The 23,634-nt window shown below is 38.9% G+C and carries 28 protein-coding genes; 16 read left to right on the top strand and 12 right to left on the bottom strand.

The window, feature by feature from the left end; genetic code table 11:
• Positions 1-3: 3 nt before the first annotated feature.
• Positions 4-534 (bottom strand): RNA pyrophosphohydrolase, encoded by a 531-nt coding sequence (gene rppH / locus ABJE44_RS16545; RefSeq protein WP_348112679.1) that lies wholly within the window; start codon positions 532-534, stop codon positions 4-6.
• Positions 535-636: 102 nt separating this feature from the next.
• On the opposite strand from rppH, the gene mutH reads away from it, so the two are divergent.
• The gene (gene mutH / locus ABJE44_RS16540) at positions 637-1,320 is read left to right on the top strand and encodes a DNA mismatch repair endonuclease MutH (protein WP_348112678.1); all 684 of its coding nucleotides are present in this window, start codon (positions 637-639) and stop codon (positions 1,318-1,320) included.
• Positions 1,321-1,450: 130 nt separating this feature from the next.
• Here the strand turns inward: mutH and ABJE44_RS16535 are convergent, their stop codons facing one another.
• The 3 genes from ABJE44_RS16535 to ABJE44_RS16525 form a co-directional block, all read right to left on the bottom strand.
• The gene (locus ABJE44_RS16535; protein ID WP_348112677.1) at positions 1,451-2,881 is read right to left on the bottom strand and encodes an aldehyde dehydrogenase family protein; all 1,431 of its coding nucleotides are present in this window, start codon (positions 2,879-2,881) and stop codon (positions 1,451-1,453) included.
• Between the two features lie 11 nt (positions 2,882-2,892).
• Complete coding sequence (locus ABJE44_RS16530) at positions 2,893-4,533, bottom strand: acetolactate synthase large subunit (RefSeq protein WP_133471419.1); 1,641 nt, start codon at positions 4,531-4,533, stop codon at positions 2,893-2,895.
• A gap of 257 nt (positions 4,534-4,790) precedes the next feature.
• Positions 4,791-5,969 (bottom strand): CYTH domain-containing protein, encoded by a 1,179-nt coding sequence (locus ABJE44_RS16525; RefSeq protein WP_348112676.1) that lies wholly within the window; start codon positions 5,967-5,969, stop codon positions 4,791-4,793.
• Positions 5,970-6,011: 42 nt separating this feature from the next.
• On the opposite strand from ABJE44_RS16525, the gene ABJE44_RS16520 reads away from it, so the two are divergent.
• The 11 genes from ABJE44_RS16520 to rpoS all read left to right on the top strand — a co-directional run bounded on the left by ABJE44_RS16520 (position 6,012) and on the right by rpoS (position 15,230).
• Positions 6,012-6,614, top strand: coding sequence for a TIGR04211 family SH3 domain-containing protein (locus ABJE44_RS16520; protein WP_348112674.1), 603 nt, complete (start codon positions 6,012-6,014; stop codon positions 6,612-6,614).
• A 101-nt stretch (positions 6,615-6,715) separates the two neighbouring features.
• The gene (locus ABJE44_RS16515; protein ID WP_348112673.1) at positions 6,716-7,219 is read left to right on the top strand and encodes a TIGR03546 family protein; all 504 of its coding nucleotides are present in this window, start codon (positions 6,716-6,718) and stop codon (positions 7,217-7,219) included.
• 3 nt (positions 7,220-7,222) lie between these two features.
• Positions 7,223-8,977, top strand: a complete 1,755-nt coding sequence (locus ABJE44_RS16510) for a TIGR03545 family protein (RefSeq protein WP_348112672.1) — start codon at positions 7,223-7,225, stop codon at positions 8,975-8,977.
• Between the two features lie 84 nt (positions 8,978-9,061).
• Positions 9,062-9,340, top strand: a complete 279-nt coding sequence (ftsB, locus tag ABJE44_RS16505) for a cell division protein FtsB (RefSeq protein ID WP_348112670.1) — start codon at positions 9,062-9,064, stop codon at positions 9,338-9,340.
• A gap of 9 nt (positions 9,341-9,349) precedes the next feature.
• Positions 9,350-10,060, top strand: coding sequence for a 2-C-methyl-D-erythritol 4-phosphate cytidylyltransferase (gene ispD / locus ABJE44_RS16500; RefSeq protein ID WP_348112669.1), 711 nt, complete (start codon positions 9,350-9,352; stop codon positions 10,058-10,060).
• A gap of 24 nt (positions 10,061-10,084) precedes the next feature.
• On the top strand, positions 10,085-10,576 hold the full coding sequence (gene ispF / locus ABJE44_RS16495) for a 2-C-methyl-D-erythritol 2,4-cyclodiphosphate synthase (protein WP_348112668.1): 492 nt from the start codon (positions 10,085-10,087) through the stop codon (positions 10,574-10,576).
• Complete coding sequence (locus tag ABJE44_RS16490) at positions 10,576-11,622, top strand: tRNA pseudouridine(13) synthase TruD (RefSeq protein ID WP_348112666.1); 1,047 nt, start codon at positions 10,576-10,578, stop codon at positions 11,620-11,622. Before ispF ends, ABJE44_RS16490 begins: the two co-directional genes overlap by 1 nt.
• A 145-nt stretch (positions 11,623-11,767) precedes the next feature.
• Complete coding sequence (locus ABJE44_RS16485; protein ID WP_348112664.1) at positions 11,768-12,406, top strand: protein-L-isoaspartate(D-aspartate) O-methyltransferase; 639 nt, start codon at positions 11,768-11,770, stop codon at positions 12,404-12,406.
• Positions 12,407-12,456: 50 nt separating this feature from the next.
• Positions 12,457-13,341, top strand: coding sequence for a DUF368 domain-containing protein (locus ABJE44_RS16480; RefSeq protein WP_348112662.1), 885 nt, complete (start codon positions 12,457-12,459; stop codon positions 13,339-13,341).
• A gap of 60 nt (positions 13,342-13,401) precedes the next feature.
• Positions 13,402-14,196: a peptidoglycan DD-metalloendopeptidase family protein gene (locus ABJE44_RS16475; protein WP_348112661.1), complete on the top strand. Its 795-nt coding sequence runs from the start codon at positions 13,402-13,404 to the stop codon at positions 14,194-14,196.
• Between the two features lie 62 nt (positions 14,197-14,258).
• Positions 14,259-15,230, top strand: a complete 972-nt coding sequence (gene rpoS, locus ABJE44_RS16470; protein WP_348112660.1) for an RNA polymerase sigma factor RpoS — start codon at positions 14,259-14,261, stop codon at positions 15,228-15,230.
• Between the two features lie 53 nt (positions 15,231-15,283).
• Here the strand turns inward: rpoS and tpx are convergent, their stop codons facing one another.
• Entirely contained in the window at positions 15,284-15,778 is a 495-nt protein-coding gene (tpx, locus tag ABJE44_RS16465) for a thiol peroxidase (protein WP_348112659.1), read from the bottom strand.
• Between the two features lie 121 nt (positions 15,779-15,899).
• Here tpx and ABJE44_RS16460 point away from each other — a divergent pair, with 121 nt between their 5' ends.
• The gene (locus ABJE44_RS16460; protein ID WP_348112658.1) at positions 15,900-16,430 is read left to right on the top strand and encodes a hypothetical protein; all 531 of its coding nucleotides are present in this window, start codon (positions 15,900-15,902) and stop codon (positions 16,428-16,430) included.
• Here ABJE44_RS16460 and folA read toward each other — a convergent pair.
• The 4 genes from folA to rplU form a co-directional block, all read right to left on the bottom strand.
• Positions 16,399-16,911 (bottom strand): type 3 dihydrofolate reductase, encoded by a 513-nt coding sequence (folA, locus tag ABJE44_RS16455; protein ID WP_348120841.1) that lies wholly within the window; start codon positions 16,909-16,911, stop codon positions 16,399-16,401. The two genes, ABJE44_RS16460 and folA, sit on opposite strands and share 32 nt — an antisense overlap.
• Before the next feature lie 102 nt (positions 16,912-17,013).
• The gene (gene cgtA, locus ABJE44_RS16450) at positions 17,014-18,183 is read right to left on the bottom strand and encodes an Obg family GTPase CgtA (RefSeq protein ID WP_348112656.1); all 1,170 of its coding nucleotides are present in this window, start codon (positions 18,181-18,183) and stop codon (positions 17,014-17,016) included.
• A 139-nt stretch (positions 18,184-18,322) separates the two neighbouring features.
• Entirely contained in the window at positions 18,323-18,580 is a 258-nt protein-coding gene (gene rpmA / locus ABJE44_RS16445) for a 50S ribosomal protein L27 (protein ID WP_133471404.1), read from the bottom strand.
• Between the two features lie 15 nt (positions 18,581-18,595).
• Positions 18,596-18,907 (bottom strand): 50S ribosomal protein L21, encoded by a 312-nt coding sequence (rplU, locus tag ABJE44_RS16440; protein WP_133471403.1) that lies wholly within the window; start codon positions 18,905-18,907, stop codon positions 18,596-18,598.
• Between the two features lie 248 nt (positions 18,908-19,155).
• Between rplU and ispB the strand changes: the two genes are divergently transcribed.
• Positions 19,156-20,127 carry an octaprenyl diphosphate synthase gene (gene ispB / locus ABJE44_RS16435; RefSeq protein WP_348112655.1) on the top strand — a complete coding sequence of 324 codons (972 nt, stop codon included), beginning with the start codon at positions 19,156-19,158 and terminating at the stop codon, positions 20,125-20,127.
• 44 nt (positions 20,128-20,171) lie between these two features.
• Here ispB and ABJE44_RS16430 read toward each other — a convergent pair whose 3' ends face one another.
• From ABJE44_RS16430 to ABJE44_RS16420, 3 genes are read right to left on the bottom strand one after another with little or no spacing between them, the layout of a single operon-like run.
• Complete coding sequence (locus tag ABJE44_RS16430; protein ID WP_348112654.1) at positions 20,172-21,128, bottom strand: DUF4097 family beta strand repeat-containing protein; 957 nt, start codon at positions 21,126-21,128, stop codon at positions 20,172-20,174.
• 24 nt (positions 21,129-21,152) lie between these two features.
• Positions 21,153-21,650, bottom strand: a complete 498-nt coding sequence (locus tag ABJE44_RS16425) for a hypothetical protein (RefSeq protein WP_348112653.1) — start codon at positions 21,648-21,650, stop codon at positions 21,153-21,155.
• The gene (locus ABJE44_RS16420; RefSeq protein WP_348112652.1) at positions 21,643-22,209 is read right to left on the bottom strand and encodes an RNA polymerase sigma factor; all 567 of its coding nucleotides are present in this window, start codon (positions 22,207-22,209) and stop codon (positions 21,643-21,645) included. Before ABJE44_RS16420 ends, ABJE44_RS16425 begins: the two co-directional genes overlap by 8 nt.
• Positions 22,210-22,372: 163 nt before the next feature.
• Between ABJE44_RS16420 and ABJE44_RS16415 the strand changes: the two genes are divergently transcribed.
• Together ABJE44_RS16415 and ABJE44_RS16410 are read left to right on the top strand one after the other, a co-directional pair.
• Positions 22,373-22,903, top strand: a complete 531-nt coding sequence (locus ABJE44_RS16415) for a DUF5655 domain-containing protein (RefSeq protein WP_348112651.1) — start codon at positions 22,373-22,375, stop codon at positions 22,901-22,903.
• A 64-nt stretch (positions 22,904-22,967) separates the two neighbouring features.
• Positions 22,968-23,600, top strand: a complete 633-nt coding sequence (locus ABJE44_RS16410; RefSeq protein ID WP_348112650.1) for an MOSC domain-containing protein — start codon at positions 22,968-22,970, stop codon at positions 23,598-23,600.
• Positions 23,601-23,634 lie beyond the last annotated feature (34 nt).

Here is a 23,634-nt window from a genome sequence, read left to right as displayed (position 1 = left end):
CTGTTATGCCTTACGACGGCGTTTTGATTTCTGTGAATTACCTTGGTTCTGTGTAGAATTATCAGGCATTGCAGTCAACGAAAACTCTTTCATCACACGGCGATATACATCGCGCTTAAAAGACACAACATTACGTACTGGGTACCAATAACTGACCCAACGCCAGTCATCAAACTCAGGGTGACCTGAATGTAATAAGTCTACATCATGCTCTTTACAAACCAATTGCAACAAAAACCACTTCTGTTTCTGCCCAATACATACAGGGCTACTACCCTGTCTAACTAGGCGTTTAGGTAATTTGTAACGTAACCAGTTTTTAGTCACTCCCAAAATTTTTACATGTTCTGGTTTGAGACCTACTTCTTCATGTAGTTCGCGATACATAGTTTGTTCGGCAGTTTCACCTTCATCGATTCCGCCTTGCGGAAACTGCCAGGAATGTTGCCCATAGCGCCTTGCCCAAAAAACTTGTCCTATCTCATTGCAAATCACTATGCCAACATTGGCGCGGAATCCTTCGGCATCAATCACTTAGACTCCCGAGAACTCAATTCTTTTAATGTCATGCATTCTTCCATAAACTACTGCGTATTCAAAGGAATAAAAAAGCATAGAACCTTTATAGAAAACTAAATGAAACAATTTAAACTTTTAAAGTCAGAACCAAATAGCCTAGATGAATTGCTAATTAGAGCTGAAACCCTAGCGGGATTGAATTTGGGAGAGGTAGCTGAGATTGCCAATATTAAAGTCCCAAGCAACTTCAAACGTGAGAAAGGCTGGACTGGACAACTTATAGAAACCTGTTTAGGTGCAAGTGCAGGCTCTAAAACTCGACAAGACTTTGCAAAAATCGGCGTGGAATTAAAAACAATTCCAATTGATCAATATGGACACCCGCTAGAAACAACTTATGTTTGTTATGCTCATCTAACTCAAATTGCAGGAATTGAATGGTCTAGCAGCAATGTAAAAAACAAACTTAACCGTGTTTTATGGGTTCCGATTGATGGTAGGCGTGACATTCCTCCCAGTGAGCGGCTTATTGCGACTCCTTTTTTATGGTCAGCTACCCCTGAGCAAGAAAATCAATTACGTCTAGATTGGGAAGAGTTAATGGACATGATTGCTTTAGGACAAATTGAATCTATAACCGCCAGGCATGGACAATACCTACAAATACGACCTAAAGCCGCCAATGGAACCGCGCTAACCAATGCTATTGGTGCTAGTGGACAAAATATTCAAACTCGCCCAAGAGGGTTTTATCTTAGAAAAGAATTTACTCAACAAATATTGAATGAGCGATTTGCCTAAAACAAAGCAAAGTGTAATAGAGGAAGTTATTAATTAAGCTCTAAAACTTTTTAAAATCTTAAAGTTGTTCTTTTATAAAACAAAAACGCCTCTCAAATTGAGAGGCGTTTTTCGGTCACAACCCTGTAAGTTAGCTAGGAGTACGAAGTACCATTAAGCGTATTTCAGTCATATCTTCCATGGCAAAGGTAATACCTTCACGACCTAATCCAGACTCTTTCACCCCGCCGTAAGGCATATTGTCGACTCGCCAGCTAGGTACATCTCCAATTACCACGCCACCAACATCTAGTTCATCCCAAGCTTTGTGGGCTTTATAGATATCACGGGTGAAGATACCTGCTTGCAAACCAAATTGGCTATTATTTACTTCTTTCAATGCTTCATCAAAGTCACTAAAAGAACTTAGAACCGATACTGGGCCAAACGCTTCTTCTGTATTGATAGCAGCATCATTAGGCACATTCTCAAGCAAAGTTGCTTGCAACATATTGCCGTCACGTTGACCGCCACAAAGCAATGTTGCCCCCGCAGATACTGCTTCTTGTACCCAAGTATCCAAACGTGAAGCTTCAGATTCAGAAATCATTGGACCAATAAATGTATCTTCTTTAAGCGGGTCACCATGTACTAAATTAGCAACACGGTCTGTGTAGCGTTGTTTGAAGTCAGCATAGATAGACTCATGAACAATAACACGCTGTACACTGATACAACTTTGACCTGATTGGTAATAAGCACCAAAAACAATGCGCTCAATGGCATCATCTAAGTCAGTATCGTGGTCAACTAAACACGCTGCGTTACCACCGAGCTCTAAAATAACCGGCTTTTTACCTGCTTTAGCTTTAAGATCCCAACCTACTTGAGGTGAGCCCGTAAAGCTAAGTAACTTAAATCGGTCATCTGTAGTAAACAAGTCAGCACCGTCACGGCTGCAAGGTAAAATAGAAAAAGACCCTTTCGGTAAATCGGTCTCACCTAAAATTTCACCGATTATCAATGCACCTAAAGGAGTACGGCTAGCAGGTTTGAGTACAAATGCACAACCTGTCGCTAATGCTGGCGCAATTTTGTGAGCTGCTAGGTTTAATGGGAAGTTAAAAGGTGAAATAAACGAACAAGGACCAATCGGCACTCGTTTGTACATACCTGTATACCCTTTCGCACGAGGTGTAATTTCTAGATTAATCACTTCTCCATGCATGCGGACTGACTCTTCAGCAGCAATACGGAAGGTATCAATTAAACGAGTCACTTCACCACGAGCATCTTTAATCGGCTTACCTGCTTCGATACACAATGCATGTGCTAATTCATCAAAACGTTCTTCAAAACGTTTTACACAGTAGTTAAGAATATCCTGACGCTGGTAAGGCGCCATTTTATTCAATTCTGGTTGACTAGCTTCTGCAGCGGCAATCGCTTCATCAATAACCTTAGCGTCTGCCAAAGCAGCGTGGGTAGCCACTTCATTGGTGTACTTATTTGTAATCTCCAAATCTTTATTAGCAAATACGGCTTCACTTGCTAAAAAATAGGGATAAGCTTTCGCTAACATTCTATAACTCCTTAAACTGCTTCACTGCGTATACGCAATGTTTGATTCAATGTTTTGTCATTTAAAGTGTAGTCCACTGGAACATCGATTAAATGTACGCCTGGTTCAGCTAAACATTTTTGTACTTGAGGTAATAACCCTTCAGCTGAATCAACTCTCCAACCATGGCCGCCGTAACTCTCAACATATTTAACAAAGTCAGGGTTACCATAATCTAACCCGAAGTTTTCAAACTCCATGTTAGCTTGTTTCCACTTAATCATACCGTAAGCATCATCACGTAAAATAATGACGACTATATGTAAGTTAAGGCGCACTGCTGTTTCTAATTCTTGGCTATTCATCATGAATCCACCATCACCACAAACTGTAATCACAGGCTTGTCAGGGTGAACCATTTTAGCGGCCATTGCTGAAGGTAGACCTGCCCCCATAGTCGCAAGGGCATTATCTAGCAATAATGTGTTTGGAAGTGCTGCCGGGTAGTTACGAGCAAACCAAATTTTATAGACACCATTATCTAGCGTAACGATACCGTCATCTGGCATTGCTTCACGAATATCTTTAACGAAACGCTCTGGCAATATTGGGAAACGGTCATCATTTTCACTTTCTGACTTATGATCTAGATAAGCTTGGTGTACTTTTTTGAAGAAGCTGAAGTCCCAATTGTCTTGAGAGTTAACTTGTTCTTTTACCTGCCAAATTGTGTTTGCAATATCACCCACCACTTCTAGCTGAGGGAAATATACTGGATCAACTGCCGCTGGCTCGAAGTTTACATGAATAACTTGACGTCCACCGTGCTTCATAAAGAAAGGCGGCTTTTCGACAACATCATGACCCACGTTGATAATCAAATCAGCACTGTCGATTACGCGGTGAACAAAATCACCAGAAGATAAAGCAGTATTACCCATGAACAAGTCATCACGCTCGTCCAAAACACCTTTACCTAATTGAGTAGTAACATAAGGAATACCTGTTTTATCAACTAACTCTTTTAACATCTTAGATGTTAATTTACGGTTAGCTGCCGCACCAATTAACAATAAAGGAGACTTAGCAGCTTCAATCATTTCTACTGCTTTATTAATTGCTTTGTATTCTGCAATGGGACGACGACTAATGCTAGGGGTTAGCAACTGCATACTAGTATCTTCAGCTGCGATATCTTCCGGTAACTCAATATGGGTAGCACCTGGGCGCTCATCATGAGCTAATCTGAATGCTTCACGCACAGCGGATGGAATACGGTCTCCACTCACTAATTGTGTGGTGTATTTTGTAATTGGGCGCATCATATCTACAGCGTCAATGACCTGAAAACGCCCTTGCTTACTAGTTTTTACAGGTTTTTGCCCTGTAATCATTAGCATTGGCATAGCGCCCAATTGAGCATATGCAGCTGGAGTGACTAAATTGGTCGCACCTGGGCCTAATGTAGAAAGACAAACACCAACTTTACCAGTAAGGCGACCATAGGTAGCAGCCATAAAGCCAGCGCCTTGCTCGTGACGGGTTAAAATTAGTTTAATATCCGACTCACGCATTGATTCTAACAAGTCTAGATTTTCTTCTCCGGGGATACCAAAGATGTACTCAACGCCTTCAGCTTCGAGGGCCTTGATAAATAAGTCTGACGCTTTCATGTGCGCTCCTTTATGTAGTGTAGGGTTAATATACTTAAGCGTTACGAATACTCATATTGGCAATAAGCATTTAATTTATTATTGGAATCTATCCTTTTATTGTTATGGGTATATATTCCACTTTGTTATAAGGTTAGGTAAAGCATAAAAAATCGATTAACTAAATCATTTTTATATTGCTTATAATTAGAACACGCAAAATAGCCTAAAACAGGAGCAATTAAATATTAGTCTTAGTTAAAGTAGCAATTTAGCCGTTAACTATGGATTACCCAAGGCTTCTCTAACATTACTTGAACTAGGTCAAGTTGAAAATCGATCGTTTGTGAATTAGTTAAAAAAACTGATAATTGCTCTAAATTTTCCGAATTGTTTACCTTATCAGTTTCGATATCGTGAATTGTTGATGACCAATGAAACTTTAAATTAACAGCTTTATCACACAATTCAGACAACTCATTACAAGTGGTCAGATTGCAAAGCTTTTGCAGACTAAAAGTCAGTAAATTGAGTGCCTTTGATAGTTCAGACACTCCATCAGAATGAATGCTTTGATGGTTGAAGCTGAAAAATGTCGAATATAACTGAAAGTGTGACAATGCCTTACTGATCAACTCAACACATTGTTCAGCACTTAATAAAGAATCGTTGGAAATTTTTGGCAATGCCGTGATTGGTATCGTTGTATCATCTGCCAACTTATAGCCTCTGGCCGCTTTACTGTGTACACCAACCCCTAGCGGCATTGAGGAAGAGATTTGTTTAGCCAAATTAAATAAATCTTTTACTCCACCTTTTTTTAATTCCAACTCTATTTCACAGATAGGTAAAGTCAACTCACCTGAGCGCACCTCTCCATAATCCCATACCAATTCAATACTAGAAGTATCATTGTCAAGTTGATAAATGTGACGAGTAAAATTAGTTGAAAACATAATTTCAAGGTTGTCCTGTACCCCATCTAAGTCGAAGTTATTAGGCCAAGCTGAAGATTCAAATAAGCTCAGGTTAGGTAACTCTGTATTCTTCTGATCATAGCTATCTAAGGATACATTATATTCTGGTCGCTTATGTAAGCCCCCCATAGATTGTCCTGACGTTTTCAATGTCTGTTCACAATATTGATTATTACTACGAATACGCAATCCAATATCATGCTTTCTCAATAAACGATCATGCGTATCAAAATAATAGTTAGTTAATGCCACTACTTCCTTTTTGACGTTGCCTTTTAGGCTAGGCAACAATTTTTTGTCTATAACTTCACCGGCATCATTATTAGTCAATAATTTAAGCTCAATTTCAAATTCCACTATGTATTCTTCTCTAATAAAGTAAACAGATTCACAATAACCTGATGACCAAACTGAATCAATTGTCAGAACTAGCTTAAAAGCTATTTCAATTGAATCAACACTTGCCTTTCGCTGTCTCAACCCATACCATTTAAGGCTGATTTTAAAGGCTAGTTTTCAAATATGAAGAATCGATTAATACAGTGTTTTTTATGGGTTATATGTTGTTCAGTAGGGTTTCAACTCGGTGCTCAAGAACCGAATGATAGTGAGGGTGATATTCGCTATATCTCCGATGAGCTATACACCTATTTACACTCAGGGCCAGGTCGAAACTTTCGGATTTTAGGGTCTGTTGTAGCGGGAACTCGCGTCACAGTTCTTCAAGAAGATGGCGACTTTACGGAAGTCATCGATGACAAACAACGTACTGGTTGGGTTGAGTCTGATTTTATTAGTACAACTCAGAGCGTCAGAGAATTAGTACCAAGTTTACAGCAGCAAGTGTTACAGGCTAATCAAACAATTGAACAACAACAAGGTGATATTGACCTTCTACAGCAAGAGCTTGCTTCAATTAAATCACAGAACAACAGATTAGAAAACACAATCGCCTCAGCTGATAAAGAAAATGCAGAACTGACCCAAACTATAAATGAGCATGATCAAACCGCACAAATCGAATGGTTTACCCGTGGTGGTATAGTGGCCGTAATTAGTTTGATTTTAGGGATTATCATCACCTATTTACCTAAAAAACGTCGTAGAAATGACAACTGGATGTAATCGTATACAGGAACATTTTTAAATAAATTGAGTCCAAGTTTAAGTTTTTAATTTTAACATTTGTCTGACATAGCTAACGACGTAATTTCCGGGAAGTAACAATGGGCCTATTAGCAAAATTATTTAAAGCACTTAATTCAGATGCATCACCATGGCAGCTTGCTTTTGGCTTTGCATTGGGAATGGTAATGGGATTAACCCCTTTTGTAGGGTTACATTCACTATTACTAATTTTCGCAGTACTGTTTTTTCGAGTCAATATTAGTAGCTTTTTAATCGCTTGGACCGTATTTTCTGTTATTGCAATTCCCGCCAGCTATGGTTTTTCAGCGTTGGGGGAATCAATATTATTAAGCGCTACCTTGGAGTCATTGTGGAATGCCTTGTACGGAACATTCATTGGCCAATTGACGCAATTTTATCACACGACAACCTTGGGAAGCCTTATAGCTAGCGCTATTTTATTTCCCATTATTTTATTATTAAGTAAAAAATTAGTTGAACAATATCGAGAGCGTTTCATGAAGTGGGTTAATCAGTGGCGTATCGTACAAATATTGAAAGGTTCTAAATTCTTCCAAATTTACCAAGCCATTAAGGATTAAGCTATGAAATCAATTATTCGCTGGCCTGGATTAGTCGCTTTCTTTGTTGTAGTTGGATTATTCGCAGCTATTAGTATTTTGTTTTTAGACTTCTGGATTAAACTGGCGGCCGAAAAGACTTTAGGCTTAGCTAACCGTGCTGAAGTTAATATCGAGTCTGTTGAGCATACTTTTTCTCCTTTTAGTATTACATTAAACCGGGTACAGCTGACAGACCCTAGTGCACCTGATACAAATCAGCTTGAAACACAAACAGTGTCGGCCGCAATAGATTTACCCCCTTTATTATTACGTAAACTCATTATCGACGATTTAAAAATCACAGGTGTTGAGTTTGGAACTCTTAGAGATTCCACTGGCGATGTTTACGAGAAGGCAAAAGACGAAGCGGTTGACAGTGAAAACCTATTTGTTGAAACCCAAGGCATCCCTAGTGTTGATGAAATTTTAGCTAAATCTCCCCTTAAAACCACACAAGCGATTGAAGATGTAGAGGTCGCCTACAGAAAACACAGTGACAAGTTACAAACACAATACGAGGCTTTACCTAGTAAAGAGAAATTAGAAAACTATCAAAAGCGGATTAAAGAGTTAACAGAGGCTGATTATAAAGATGCCACCAAACTTCTAGCTGCTAAAGAAGAATTTGACCAGCTAAAAGATGAAATCAAAGCCGATAAAAAACAATTAGAAGAATTCAAAAGCTCTATTGATGTAGCCAAAGCAGATTTAGGGCCAAAAGTTTCTGCCCTTAAAGAAGCGCCTACCCAAGATTATGATCAACTTAAGTCTTTATTAGCAGGTGATGCAGATGCGATTGAGGATGTCACCACCCTTGTATTCGGAGAACAAATTGGACAGTGGAGCCAATACACATTAGCCGCCTTTGAAATAATAGGCCCAATGCTTAAAAGTAGTAGCGAAGCTGAAAAAGAGGCCGAAGCATACCAGGGTAAATGGATAAATTTTGATAACAACGCAGGTCTACCAGATCTGTTAATACGCAAATCTGAAATATCTATAAAATGGCAAGAAGAAAACATTAATAGTTATTGGACAGACATAACCTATCAACACGACATTATAGGTAGAGCTACAACCTTTGCTGTTGACTCTAGTGCCAGCAAACTGTGGAATTCACTAAAAGTTGATGGAGACCTTTGGCTTAGTGATGCTAACGGAGCAAAAGCGCAACAATCTTGGGCATTAGATGGCTTAACATTATCTGACTTAGGCTTAATAGACCAAGAAAAAATTAGTGGTGAACTCAAATCAGGTTTGGTTTCAAGTACAGGGAGCATGTCTCTAGTAGGCGAGGTGTTATCAGGAAAAGGCTTAGTAGACTTACAACAATTACTCATAAACGCCACTGGCAGTAACAAAATAACAAACATTGTGGCTGACACACTCAACCAATTAAAAGATCTTACCTTAACCACAGATATTGCCGGTACATTGGGAGACTTAGACTTATCTATTGGTTCAGATTTAAACCAACAAATTGGCGGTGCCCTGCTATCAAATATTGGTGCTGAACAGCAAGAACAATTAGATGAGCTTAAACAAAAATTAAACTCGCAAACATCTGAAGTATTAGACGAAGGAAATGGACAATATCAAAAACTGCTAGACTGGGAAAAGTTAGCTGATGGGGATTTAAGCTCAATTGATTCTTTACTAGAAGCTAAACTTGATAGCCTTGTTGACCAGAAAAAAGATGAAGCTAAAGATAAAATTTTAAATAAACTTTTTAATTAACCTCTAGAACTGCCAGGACGACTAGCCGAATAGCCAAAACCTCGGCATAATAAGTCTCCTTTTAGTGTTTTGGTGAGCAGAAAAATGAAGTGGGTAACCATAATTTTACTTATATTGCTTTCTACTCTCCAATATCGCTTATGGTTTGGCAAAAACAGCGTTACAGATTTTGTGAGACTAAAGCAAGAAGTCGACACTCAAGTCACCGTAAATAATAATCTACGGCAACGAAACAACCTTCTTAAAGCCGATATTCATGACTTAAAAATTGGTTTAGAAGCCGCAGAAGAAAGAGCAAGGAATGAACTCGGCTTAATCAAAGAAGGTGAGACCTTTTATCGTATTTTACCTACAGAGAATTAATACCGCTTAATGCCATTACCCACTCGTTACTCAGTCATTGTACCTGCCGCAGGTATTGGTAAACGTATGCAATCAGATTGCCCAAAGCAATATTTACATATTCTTGGGAAATCAATTATTGAACACACACTCGATAATTTATTATCTCATCCTCAAATAAAAAGCATAGTGGTAGTGTTAAACCCCGAGGATACAACTTTTAAAGAGTTGCCCATTTCCACACACCCACAACTTGATATAGTAATGGGGGGAAAAGAGCGATGCGATTCAGTTTTAGCTGGTTTGAATCACCTGTCAGCTACAGAGCAGTGGGTATTGGTTCATGATGCGGCTAGACCTTGTCTAGAGCATACTGATTTGAGTGCTTTGCTCAGTCTGGCTACAAGTGGTAAAGATGGCGGGATCTTAGCGGCACCGGTACGAGACACGATGAAAAGAGGCTCGGCTATAATCAATAAAAAACATAGCAGTGTGAAACATACCGAATCTAGAGATAATTTATGGCATGCCTTAACTCCTCAATTTTTCCCATTAACTTTACTAAAACACGCTCTTAACTTGGCTATAGATGAAGGGGCTGAAGTAACAGATGAAGCTTCAGCAATTGAGTATGTATCAGAGACAGTTATGTTAGTCGAAGGTAGCGCTTCCAACATAAAAGTGACACGACCAGAAGACCTGCTTTTAGCGGAATTCTATCTCTCACAAACAAAAGTTTAATCAAATGTTAACAAGGATCATTTAATGAATATGCGTATTGGTCATGGCTATGATGTCCATAAATTTGGCGGAGAAGGTCCAATTGTTATAGCTGGAGTTAACATTGATTACGAATTAGGGCTGATAGCTCACTCTGATGGAGATGTGGCCATACATGCATTGTGTGATGCATTACTTGGTGCCGTCGCTTTAGGAGACATTGGTAAACATTTTCCAGATACCGACCCTAGCTTTTCAGGTGTCGATAGTAGAGAGCTACTTAGGCATGTACAACAATTAGTTGCGGCAGAAGGCTATCACTTAGCAAACTTAGACATGACTATAGTTGCACAGGCCCCCAAAATGGCACCTCATATCCTTAAAATGAGAGAGAATTTAGCAGCTGATCTATCGGTAGACATTAATCAGGTAAATGTAAAAGCAACCACAACCGAAAAATTAGGATTTGCTGGGCGAAAAGAAGGGATAGCAGCCCACGCGGTAGTATTATTGACAGCAATAAAAGCTAGTTGCTAATGCAAATACATCATTGGAGCTATCAATACCCTAAGCTCAATATCAATGGGATATTTAAAAGTATACCCGAGGACTTTCAGGTTACAGAATTATTGGGCTACGCGCCTATTGGCGAAGGTGAGCACATTTATTTATGGGTTCGCAAAACTGGATTGAATACTGCTTTTCTAGCAGAGCAAATTGCTAAATATGCAAAACTTCCTTTACGTGCTGTAACCTATGCGGGCCGCAAGGACAAACACGCCCAGACTGAGCAATGGTTTGGTGTACACCTGCCAGGTAAAGAAGACATAGACTGGTCCAATTTTGCAGTGCAAGGCGCTGAAATACTTAAGTCAATTCGACATAATAAAAAACTTAGAACAGGTGTACTTAAAGCTAATCGATTTAAAATTACCATTAGAAACCTTAGTTCAACTGTTGGTTTGGAAAATAGATTACAGCAGATTGCGTCACTAGGAGTGCCAAATTACTTTGGTGAACAACGTTTTGGCGATACACGATACGATCCAAGGGGAGGCAATCTAGTCCTAGCTGAAAAGATGATAGCCGGTGAAGAAATTCGTAATCGTAATAAACGCTCAATGGCAATTTCTGCGTTACGCTCCTGGCTCTTTAACGAGGTGGTACACCATAAAGTCCAAAACAATACCCTAGATACACCACAACTAGGTGACGTAATGCAACTTGCGGGAAGTAATAGCTTTTTCTGTGTTGATGATATAGATAACAATCTAAGAACCAGATTAAAACAAAGAGATATATTTATTTCTGCGCCAATGTGGGGCTCAGGTCACTTATCAAGCAAACATACAGTATTAGAATTTGAAAAGGCCATCGCATCAAAACACAAAACTATAACTCAGACCCTTGAAAATATCGGATTAAAACAAGAGAGAAGAGCTGTTCACTTGTATCCTGCTGATTTGCATTGGTCAATAAGTAATAACAACTTAACCCTTAATTTTTCTCTACCTTCTGGAGCTTTTGCTACCTCAGTAGTGCGCGAGTTACTTAATATCCAAAAAAACAGTGTTACAAGTTAAATTTTGCTAGCACATTAAAACATGTCATTGATATGATAAATCAGACGCGATATCTATGAAGTAACTTGCTTACCAGCAATTAAGACATGTGCGGAAACAAACAAGAACAATATTAAAACCATATATTAATAAAAATAGGTAAGTTATGAGAGCAACCTCACGCAAAGGTGAAAACCTAGCTCAACTTTTACATCAAGAAGGCATAATAAACTCCAAAGTATTGACTGCTATCGCTAATATCCCCAGAGAAATATTCCTGCCAGATGCACTAAAACATAAAGCTTATCAAAATACAGCCTTACCGATAGGGCAAGGCCAAACCATTTCACAACCTTACATAGTGGCTAAAATGACAGAGTTATTGCTTGAATCTGACAATAATGCTGAAAATGTATTAGAAATAGGCACAGGTTCTGGTTATCAAACGGCCGTTTTGGCACAACTATTTAAACAGGTCTTCTCTGTAGAAAGAATTAAAACTTTACAATTTCAAGCTAAGCGTCGTATGAATCAATTGGATTTACACAATGTCAAAATGAAACATGGTGATGGGTGGCAAGGATGGTCTAGTAAAGGACCTTACGATGCAATAATTGTTACCGCGGCCGCCAGCTCCGTTCCTGAAAAGCTATACCAACAATTAAACGATGGGGGAAGATTGATTATTCCAGTTGGAGAGTCTAACCAACAGTTACATTGCATTACACGCCAACAAGATGAGTTTATTTCATCGATTATAGAAGCAGTACGGTTTGTGCCACTAGTGGCTGGAGATATAATTTGAAACCAAAAAACTCAAAATCTTATGTTGGGCTTACCCTAAAAGGAATGTTAATGGGTGCAGCAGATGCCGTTCCAGGAGTATCTGGCGGTACCATTGCATTCATGACAGGTATCTACGAAGAATTAATATATTCACTTAAACAGTGTGGGATTTCGGCTCTTCAAATACTTTTGAAGGAGGGCATAAAGGCGACGTGGCAACATATTAATGGCAACTTTTTATTAGCAGTTTTTGGTGGTATTTTACTCAGCCTATTGACCGTTTCACGGGTTGTTCTGTACCTTTTAGATAATCACCCAATACTATTATGGTCCTTCTTTTTTGGATTAATATTAGCAGCTGTATGGTCATTGATACGGCATATTGAAAAATGGAATTTATCTATTATTGCAATATTTATCACAGGTGCAGTAAGTGCTTACTATATTACTATAATGAGTCCTACAAGCATTGAATCTACACCACTCGTTGTTTTCATATCAGGAATGATTGCCATTTGTGCAATGATACTCCCTGGGATTTCCGGGAGCTTTATTTTACTTCTTTTGGGCATGTACGCGCCTATGTTAACGGCAATAAAAGAGCTTCAGTTTTTCACTTTAGCAATATTCGCGACAGGCTGTGCTACTGGACTTATCAGTTTTTCACATGTTTTGAGTTGGATGTTTAGGCACCACAAAACTAAGACTTTAGCCCTGCTTGGTGGATTTATGTTAGGTTCTTTAAATAAAGTATGGCCCTGGAAAGAAACAATAGAATCTATAATTGACCGCCATGGTAAAGAGGTACCGCTAGTCCAAGAAAATATTTCACCTATTGCCTTTGAATCATTAAATAGTCAACCTTCTTACCTGTGGTATGCAATATTCTTATCACTGTTTGGAATGTTTTTAGTTATTCTATTAGAGAAAATAGGCTCTGCAGATAACCATTAAGCGATGAAAAAAACTCCCACCAAACGTCGTACATACAGTTATGCCAATCTGGGATGTCTATTGCTTTTTGTTAGTATTTTTCTTTGGAGCTGCAGTAGCAGAAAAACACCCGCTCCTGTTGTAGAGTTATATCAAGGTAAAACCTACAAAGACTTTGAAAAACAAGGGTATGAAGGAAAATATTATAAAGTACAAACTGGCGACACCCTATTCTCTATCGCTTGGTATAGCGGCCAAGATTATAGAGATCTAGCGAAACTAAATAAAATAAGCTCACCCTACAATATATATCCAGGCCAACGATTGCGGTTAAGCAAGGGTAAAAAAACAAACCCTAACAAAATAACTAAAATAACGACTACTTCCCCACAAAAAATTAAGAAACAAGCTATTGACCCACCTAAAAAGCAAGCGTATGGTAAAAGTGAAGAAATTGTTAACAAAAGCTCAGCGCAAGTTTTAACAGGTAAGTTTCCTGACCAAGTTAAAAATTGGTCTTGGCCAACGAAAAGTATAATCTCTAGAGGCTTCTCTTCTAAAGATGAGGGCAATAAAGGCTTAGACTTTAGTGGCAAACGTGGTGCTTCTATTTTAGCGGCAGCTGATGGAAAAGTTGTTTACACTGGCGATGCTTTACGAGGTTTCGGGAAGTTAGTCATAATTAAACATTCTGAAGCTTATTTAACAGCCTACGCTCACAACGACACAATTTTGGTTAAAGAACAACAATGGATAAAATTAGGCGATAAAATCGCCACTATGGGTAAGAGCGGGACCGATAAGGTCAAGCTTCATTTTGAAGTGAGATACAAAGGAAAATCTGTTAATCCTTTGCGTTATCTACCCAAACGATAATAACTATAAATAATAATAATTGAAAAAAGGAGACCAAAACACAATATTGAGGAGTCAACATTATGAAACAAGATCAATTAGACACAGCTGAAGAAAGTGCAGTTAAAGATATAGAGCTCGAACTACCCGATGATATAAAAAGTAGTAAAGGGCAAGCGAAAGAAGAACTAGTTAACCTAGAAGATACCCCCAAAAACCTTGATGCTACCCAGCTATATTTAGGTGAAATTGGGTTCTCACCATTATTATCAGCTGAAGAAGAAGTCTACTTTTCAAGGAGAGCCTTGAAAGGTGATGAAGCAGCGCGAAAACGCATGATAGTCAGTAATTTACGATTAGTCGTTAAAATTTCAAGGCGTTACAACAATAGAGGATTAGCTCTCCTCGATCTCGTTGAAGAAGGTAACCTTGGTCTAATCCGCGCTGTTGAGAAGTTTGATCCAGAAAGAGGGTTTAGGTTTTCAACTTATGCTACTTGGTGGATTAGACAGACAATTGAACGGGCTATTATGAATCAAACTAGAACTATTCGATTACCCATTCACATTGTCAAAGAACTTAATGTTTACTTAAGAGCCGCTCGAGAGTTATCCCAGAAATTAGATCATGAACCTACCGCTGAAGAAATCGCAGAAGCGCTAGATAAACCAGTCAAAGATGTCACAAAAATGCTGCGTTTAAATGAAAGGATTACTTCTGTCGACTCACCCATTGGTGGAGAAAATGACAAGGCTTTGCTCGACCTCATAGCAGATGAAAAAGCAGATGGACCAGAAGAGTGTTTGCAAGATTCAGGAATGAAACTAAACATAGTTAAATGGTTGCAAGAACTTAACCCTAAACAAAGAGAAGTTTTAGCTAGGCGATTTGGATTATTAGGCTATGAGCCATCAACCCTAGAAAATGTAGGTTTAGAAATTGGCTTAACAAGAGAAAGAGTGCGTCAAATTCAAGTAGAAGCATTACGAAGACTAAAAGATATGCTGGGCCATCAAGGGTTAAACTTAGAAGCTATATTTAATAAGCTGACCTAACAAAAAGACAATAAAAAAGCCTCAAATGAGGCTTTTTTTATAACTAGAAAAAGCTATAGAACAGCTATTGCAGCTTCGTAATTTGGCTCTTCAGTAGTTTCAGAAACCTGCTCGGTATATAAAACCTTACCTTCCTCATCTATCACAACAACACTACGAGATAACAAACCACTTAATGGGCCAGTAGTAAAAGCCACTCCATAATCAGTACCAAAATCGCTTCTAAAGCTAGAAACAGTAGCAACATTTTCAATACCTTCAGCTCCGCAAAATCTAGCTCCAGCAAATGGTAAATCAGCAGAAACACACAGTACTTTGGTGCTATCTAACTCAGTCGCCTTTTCATTAAATGTACGAATTGATGTGGCACAAACACCCGTATCTACAGAGGGGAAAATGTTCAAAATCAATTTTGCCCCCGCATAATCTGCTAAGCTTGTTTCTGATAAATCAGTTTCTACCAAAGTAAAATTAGGGGCTTGTTCCCCCACTAAAGGCAGTTCACCAACTGTTTGAAAAACATTACCTTTTAAAGTCACATTAGCCATTTAGACACTCCAAGTTTATTATGAGCGAAAAGTGTAACGCAAAATGCAGTCATGTATCGTATTAGTTCACAAGTTTCCATTGTAAGATACTCACTTACTTCGAATAAGAGGCAATACATTAATGTCGTCCAATGTCCGATTAGCGCTTTCAGCCATCATATCTTTTGTATTTTATTTTGCATGGTCATATTGGGCAAATAGTTTAGTCACTGATAATGTAAATGTATTACTAAGGTCTGCCTTTGTGCAGGGCTCTCTGAGTGCAACTATCACTATTCTATTTACTTTTATTTTAGAAAAAACGGTAGGGAAATTTGAAAAGAGTTATGTTTCTTTAGTTTTTATCGTTCCAATAATCTGTACTGTCCATTCAAGAACAAAACAGAATATAGCTATATTTAAAACATTCAAAAGCATATTAGATAAGTCAGCAACCTATTTAAGCAATAATTCTTTACCGGGTGCTGCTTTCGCCCCCTTACTCCCCATAGGAATTCAAGGTGCGATTGCTATTACTGTCAATATAGCCAACCAAACACCTAATTTATGGCTAACAGTGGCGCCTAGTATAATCATTACAGCTATCTATGGTTACATTTACACGTTTACGTTATTGCTGTCTAAACCAGTTCAGCCTGTTTCACAAGATTAATGAAATGATGTGAATAAGGATTTTTATCATCACTGTCGAACGACTCTATACTCTCCTCTACCCATGAGTAATTAGCTCTATAGTCTGGGAAATAAGTATCTCCTGCGACCGCTAAGTCAATATGAGTTAAGTAAAGGCGATGACATAAAGGTAAAAAATGCTGATAAATGGTACCGCCACCTATAATCATTACTTCTGGGTTGGTTATCTCCTCAGCTTGACTATGACCCTTTGCCACTTCGATAGCTTGTTCACAACTATTCACGACAGTAGCGTCGGGTAAAGTAAAAACAGGATCTGAACTCACCACAATATTCAAACGCCCTGGTAATGCTTTTCCAATCGACTCATAAGTTTTTCTACCCATTACTATAGGTTTGCCCAGCGTCACTTTTTTGAAATGCTTAAGATCGGCGGGAAGATGCCAAGGCATAGTATTATTCAAACCTATCACTCGATCGTTAGCCATAGCGGCAATCATTGAAACTTGTATCATGAGTATTTTACACTTTTGAATTTATCAGGATAAAAGGGGTAAGTTATACATAAACTCCCCCCTTCTGCTCAAAGGGCTCGGTAGGAGTTATTCTTTAGTATAAATCACTTCGAAATCATCATCGCCATCGAAGTCATCGTCGTCATCATCAAAATCGTCTTCGTCACTTGCATAACCTGCTTCAAATGAATCCTTTTGCGGGGTGTCCCACTTAAAACCATCATCGGTTGGCGCTTCTTCTACTTCTTCAGGTAATGTATCAATAAAGTCCATTGCATGATGACATAGCTCTTGAGTTCCGAGTTTCTGAAACGCTGAAATTTGGTAATACTCGCCTTCCCAACCTATAGCCTTGGCTATACGCTCGCACTCGGCTTCAGCCTCATCTTCTAACATCAAGTCAACTTTATTGAAGACTAACCAACGAGGTTTAGCGGCCAATTTAGGGCTGTACTTTTCTAACTCAGCAACAATAGCCTTAGCGTTATCCACAGGGTCAGTACCATTGGCAGGCATTAAATCAACTAAATGTAACAATACTCGGCAACGCTCTAAATGTTTGAGAAATTGTATACCAAGCCCGGCACCTTCCGCCGCACCTTCAATTAGTCCTGGAATATCAGCAATAACAAAGCTACTCATTGCATCCAAACGTACCACACCTAAATTAGGTACTAAGGTTGTAAAAGGATAATCGGCTACTTTAGGTTTAGCAGCAGAAACACTTCGAATAAAAGTCGACTTACCCGCATTTGGCATACCTAATAAACCAACATCGGCCAACAGCATTAACTCTAATCTTAAGTTTCTGATTTCGCCTGGTGTACCATTTGTTTTTTGTCTAGGCGCTCGGTTAGTACTAGTTTTAAAGCGCGCATTACCTAAACCATGATACCCACCTTGAGCAACTTTCATGCGTTGCAAGTGTTTGGTCAAGTCACCTAAGACTTCACCAGTGTCACTGTCTGTAGCTCGTGTACCTACTGGGACCTTAACTTCTAAGTCAGAGCCACCTCTACCTGTACAATTCGCACTTTGACCGTTTTTACCTCGCTCAGCACGATGAAAACGCTCAAAACGGTAATCAATCAAAGTATTTAAGTTTTCGTCTGCGACTAAATAGACACTACCACCATCACCACCGTCACCGCCATCTGGACCACCATCAGGGACATATTTTTCTCGGCGAAAACCCACTACGCCATTGCCACCATCACCAGCTTCAACGCGGATATCAGCTTCATCTACAAATTTCATGACTTACTTAACACCTTGATAATCAAACTACCTAAACCAGTATTGTTGTAAAACTTTAAAGCAAGTTGAACACAATTTATACAATTCAAATAAAAAACCCCGCATAAAGCGGGGCTTTTAAAAATAATACACTTATTACTTATTCAGCAACAATGCTCACAAATTTGCGATTTTTTGGACCTTTAACTTCAAATTGAACTTTACCATCAGATAAAGCAAATAAAGTATGGTCTTTACCGATACCCATGTTGTTACCAGCGTGGAATTTAGTACCACGTTGACGAACAATAATGTTACCAGCTAATACAGACTCACCACCGTAACGCTTAACACCTAAACGTTTACTTTCTGAATCACGGCCGTTGTTAGTACTACCACCAGCTTTTTTATGTGCCATTTGTAATTACTCCTATTAAGCGCTAATGCCAGTGATTTTCACTTCTGTGAACCACTGACGGTGACCCATTTGGGTACGTGAATGCTTACGACGACGGAACTTAACGATTTTTACTTTTTCGCCACGTCCATGAGTTACTACTTCAGCAGTAACCTTTCCACCATTAACAAAAGGTGTACCAATCTTAATATCGTCACCATTGCTCACCATTAAAATATCATCGAATTCAACTGACTCACCAGGAGCCACTTCGATTTTTTCTAGGCGAACGGTTTGGCCTTCAGCCACACGGTGTTGTTTGCCACCACTTTGGAAAACCGCGTACATAATTAAACTCCGCTCTGTGTCTCTTGACACTATATATTCAAAAACAGGGCGCGAATTGTACGTGAAGCTATATCACCAAGCAAGTCCATTTTTTAATTAATTTGATTAAATAACAATCGTTTTACGTTTCCCCTGCATTATTGTGACATATATGTTTAAGTGTGACTGGATACCCTACTAAAATTCTGTAGAATCCTTTTGCGAATTTAACCGTATGGATACTTAAGCTTAATCAAAAAAGTGAAGGCATGAAATTAGAAGACATCAATAACCTAGCGCATCAAGATATGATGGCTGTAAATGAGTTAATTCAACAGCAAGTCAACTCTGATGTTTCACTGATCAATCAACTCGGATTCTACATAGTTAATAGTGGTGGAAAACGCTTACGGCCATTGATAACGGTACTTGCAGCAAATGCGGTTAACATTCCTAATCAACAACATCATACGTTAGCGACTATAATTGAGTTTATACACACTGCGACTTTACTCCATGACGATGTGGTTGATGAATCCACTATGCGCCGTGGTAAAGAAACCGCCAATGCAGTGTTTGGTAATCAAGCCAGTGTGCTGGTAGGAGACTTTTTATATACCCGCTCTTTTCAGATGATGGTCAGTCTAAAAAGAATTCGAGTAATGGAAATTTTATCGGATGCCACTAATGTGATTTCTGAAGGTGAAGTATTACAGTTAATGAACTGCAATGATCCAGACACCACAGAAGAAAATTACATGCAGGTTATATATAGTAAAACGGCACGCTTATTTGAAGCGGCGACTTTATTGGCCGCAGTACTAGCTGAGCAGCCCAAAGAAATTGAAATCGCTATGCAAAACTATGGCAAATACTTAGGTACAGCCTTTCAACTTATTGATGATGTACTTGACTACGATGCCGACCCAGATGAAATGGGTAAAAATGTGGGTGATGACCTAGCAGAAGGCAAGCCAACCTTGCCACTGTTACATGCAATGTGGAATGGCAACGATGCGCAAGCCAGTATGATAAAACAAGCCATTGAAACTGGTGATGGTATGCAACACTTTGATGAGATAATGGCGGCAATGCAACAAGCAGGCTCTTTAGAATATACTAAAAATTTAGCAGTTAAGGCATCAGAACAAGCTATTGATGCCTTACAGCCAGTTCCTGATTCTGATTATAAAGAAGCTCTGATAGGCCTCGCGAACATCTCTGTGCAGCGGTCAGCTTAAGAACAGCTCACCGCTAATAACCCACCCTTTATTAGTCGACTTAATTATTTTGTACTTAGTTTTACTCTGCCACTCACTGTAGAAATATCCACTGCACCATGGCCTCCATTCACAGAAAACTCTAACCAACGACTTGGGCCGTACTTAGCTTTCTGCATTTTGTCATCTGATAATAAATTACTAATAGACCCACCGGCATGGGCTTGGATATCAAACCTTGCTGAGACTTCTTTTTGAAAGTTTAAGTTAATTCCCCCACCAACCGAGTAAGCATCAATATCACCGTTCTTTTTCAGGCTGAGGCTGGCATCAATATCACCATTAACAGTACTTACATTTAATTGCGATATCTCCCCAAGATCCAATTTGATATCGCCATTAACGGTTCCTACATTAATTTCATGACTGCTACTTTTCACCTCAATATCACCATTCACTGAATCATACCGATCTTCCCTTCCATCTGAATTTGTAGAGTAGATATCACCATTAACAGTTTCTACATTAACGTCTCCAGCTAACTCTTTCGCAGTTACATCCCCATTGACCGATTGTAAGTGAATGCGCCCTGCTAACTTTGCAACCTCCATATTACCGTTAATAGTTTCTATAGAGACCCCCCCGCTTATGCTCTCTACATCTACATCTGCATTCATTGAGTTATATTTGATTCTACTTTGATAAGGCACAAAAATTTCAAGTTTGTCACCAGCATTTTCTTCCCATTTATTCCATCGTCTGAGGCTTTTAGCTTTAACTTTGACCTCAATCAAAACTTCATCATTATCATGCTTAAAAATAAATCGGTCAGTATGTTTGCTTAAGGTGCCTCTGACTAATACTTGGTTTTTATCCCAGCCTTTTATCGTTGCCTCACCATTAACATGCTCAATTTTTATAAATGCATCTTCATCTACATCTACAGTGCGGTCTACCAGCTCAGAAGCCCAAGCAGTTATGCTTAAGCAACAGACCATTACACCTATAATTAATTTATTCATTTATTACTCCTTAAACTTTACAGCTTAAATTTGTGACCATTTTGGCGAATGTACTCGCTCAATAAGACTAATTTGTTGTTGATGCACGCTTTGTAACATCTTTAATAGCGCCATATTATTTGGGTCGTTTTCTAACGCCAATTTAATCGCATTTGCCGCATCATCTAACTCTGCAAGTTGGTCTTGCCAATTCTCTGTCAACGCAGGCTGGCTTTGTAATTTTACTAGCAGTTCGTGTTTTTGTTGTTCGTGTTGTGCGCTTAACGAAGCAACCAAATCATCTCCAGTTAACAGCTCAACCTGTGGGCTAAACGTCAACCAGCCAACTAAACCTAAAAACGCTATACCTGCTACCCACTGAAACTGCTTTCGTCCACTATTTGTTTTAAATAAATCGCTTTCATGGGTTTCTTTAGAAATAGCTAACTCAATACCGGTCCATAAGTCTCTTTCGGGTTGCTTTTCTTTTTTAAGAGCATTAATTTGTTCTCCGAGGCTTTTGTCAAAATTAGCGTTATTCATTGCTCATCCACTCCTTTAGCAGTTGCTTAGCCCGATGAAACTGGGATTTACTCGAACCAACTGCCATATCAGTCATTGCTGCTATCTCTTCGTGGCGATAGCCTTCAATAGCATGTAATACAAATACAATTCGCGCTCGCTCAGGAAGCCTAACGACATAACTTTCTAAATCAACACTTGCACTTGACCCTTCAGCCTCTTCATTCATCGCGGCTGAATCTTCGATGTTAAACATCTTTTGTAACCAGCCTTTTTGCCTACGAATGTAAGAAATCGTGACGTTAGACGTCACTGTATGTAACCAAGTAGAAAACTTACTCTGCCCCCTAAAGTTACCTATTTTTCTCCACAACTGTATAAAGACCTCTTGGGCTGCATCTTCGGCCAAGGTTTTTTCACCGGTTAGTCGATAACATAACCCATACACTTGCCCAATATATTGGGAATATAAAGTGTTATAAGCCTGTTTATCGCCGTTCTGCACCGCCTTAATTAAGTCTGCCTCACTTTTAGAGGCGAACTTATGTTCGGCAGCAACAACGTTTCCTTGGTTAGTCAATGTAAGGTATTACTCTTGTTTAGTTGACAGATTAGTCGCAGAGTAAAGCCTAAAAGTTTAAAACGCCAAATAAAAAATACGCTAGTATTCTAGAGCACTCGACTTGGCAGCTAACCATGAAACTCGTTACTTACTCTCTATAAAACTTAAGATAGGCATAATCATGGAACAAAACTTATTAGAAAAGACTGGTAAAACCTTAGAGCAGTGGAAAACTTTATTGGCAACACAATCCTTTAGCAAACATGGAGAGTTTATGAACTTCTTAAAAAAGGAACATAATGTTACCCATGGCTTTGCAAACTTTATTACCTTGAAATATCGTGAAGCTGATGCAGCCTCATTCAGTACTGGGGATTTAATTACTAACCAATATTTAGGAAAAGACAGTCTAAAAGCTGTCTTTAACCAGCTCAACCAAACAATACAAAAATTTGGACCTGATGTGACTATTGCCCCCAAAAAGTCAGCGGTCAGCTATAAAGTACAACGGCAATTTGCTTTGATTAAACCCAGCACTAAAACACGGATAGACCTCGGCTTAAAGTTTAATGACAAAGCACATACACAAAGGTTAGAAACATCGGGACCATTTGGAGCGATGTGCACCCATAGAGTTCAAATAACTGATATAAAACAGGTAGATGATGAACTCGTAAACTGGCTTAAAGATGCCTATCAAGAAGCAAAATAAATAAAGGTTCGAGAGACTGAACTTCACACCCAATCCATATCAATCATTTTAAATAAGGGTAGTAATGAAAGTTATTGGTTTATACAAGGCGCAACTTAAAAGAATTGGGCCAAGAAGTGAATTAACGGGGATCTACAAATACCCTACTACCTCTGTAATCGTCAATAAGCTAGGTATTGAAGGTGATATACAGGTAGATAAGCGGTTTCATGGTGGCCCCGAAAGAGCCTTGCACCAATACGCCCTAAGTAGTTATGAAAAAATAATAAAGCACTACCCATTATTATATAGAAAAGCCAATGTCGGCTCTATTGGCGAAAATATCAGTATAACCACCATGAACGAGACGAATGTTTGTATTGGCGATACATACCAAATTGGCACGGTCACTATACAAGTATCCGGCCCTAGAATGCCTTGTTTTAAAATTTCCGAAAAATTCAGTACGCCTGGATTAGATAAATTTGTCGCTAAGCATGGCATTCATGGTTGGTATTACCGTGTACTAAATGAAGGCTCGTTTTCAATCGACGATGACGTTTTACTTGTCTCCAGAGAGAACCCTAGTGTGAGTATTGCAACGTTCTTAAAAGTAGTACAAGGCAAAACAACAGCAGAAGACATCATAAAGAATGCAATAAATGCCGAGGGATTAGATCCCGAATGGAAAGAAAAACTTGAAAAGAAATATCAATAATTCATGAATATCAGACATAAAAAAACACCGCTAA

Source organism: Paraglaciecola sp. (genome assembly GCF_039942875.1).
Taxonomy (GTDB): Bacteria; Pseudomonadota; Gammaproteobacteria; order Enterobacterales; family Alteromonadaceae; genus Paraglaciecola.
The sequence above is the reverse complement of the archived record's forward strand: the minus strand, read 5'-3'. Positions and strand labels throughout refer to the sequence as shown.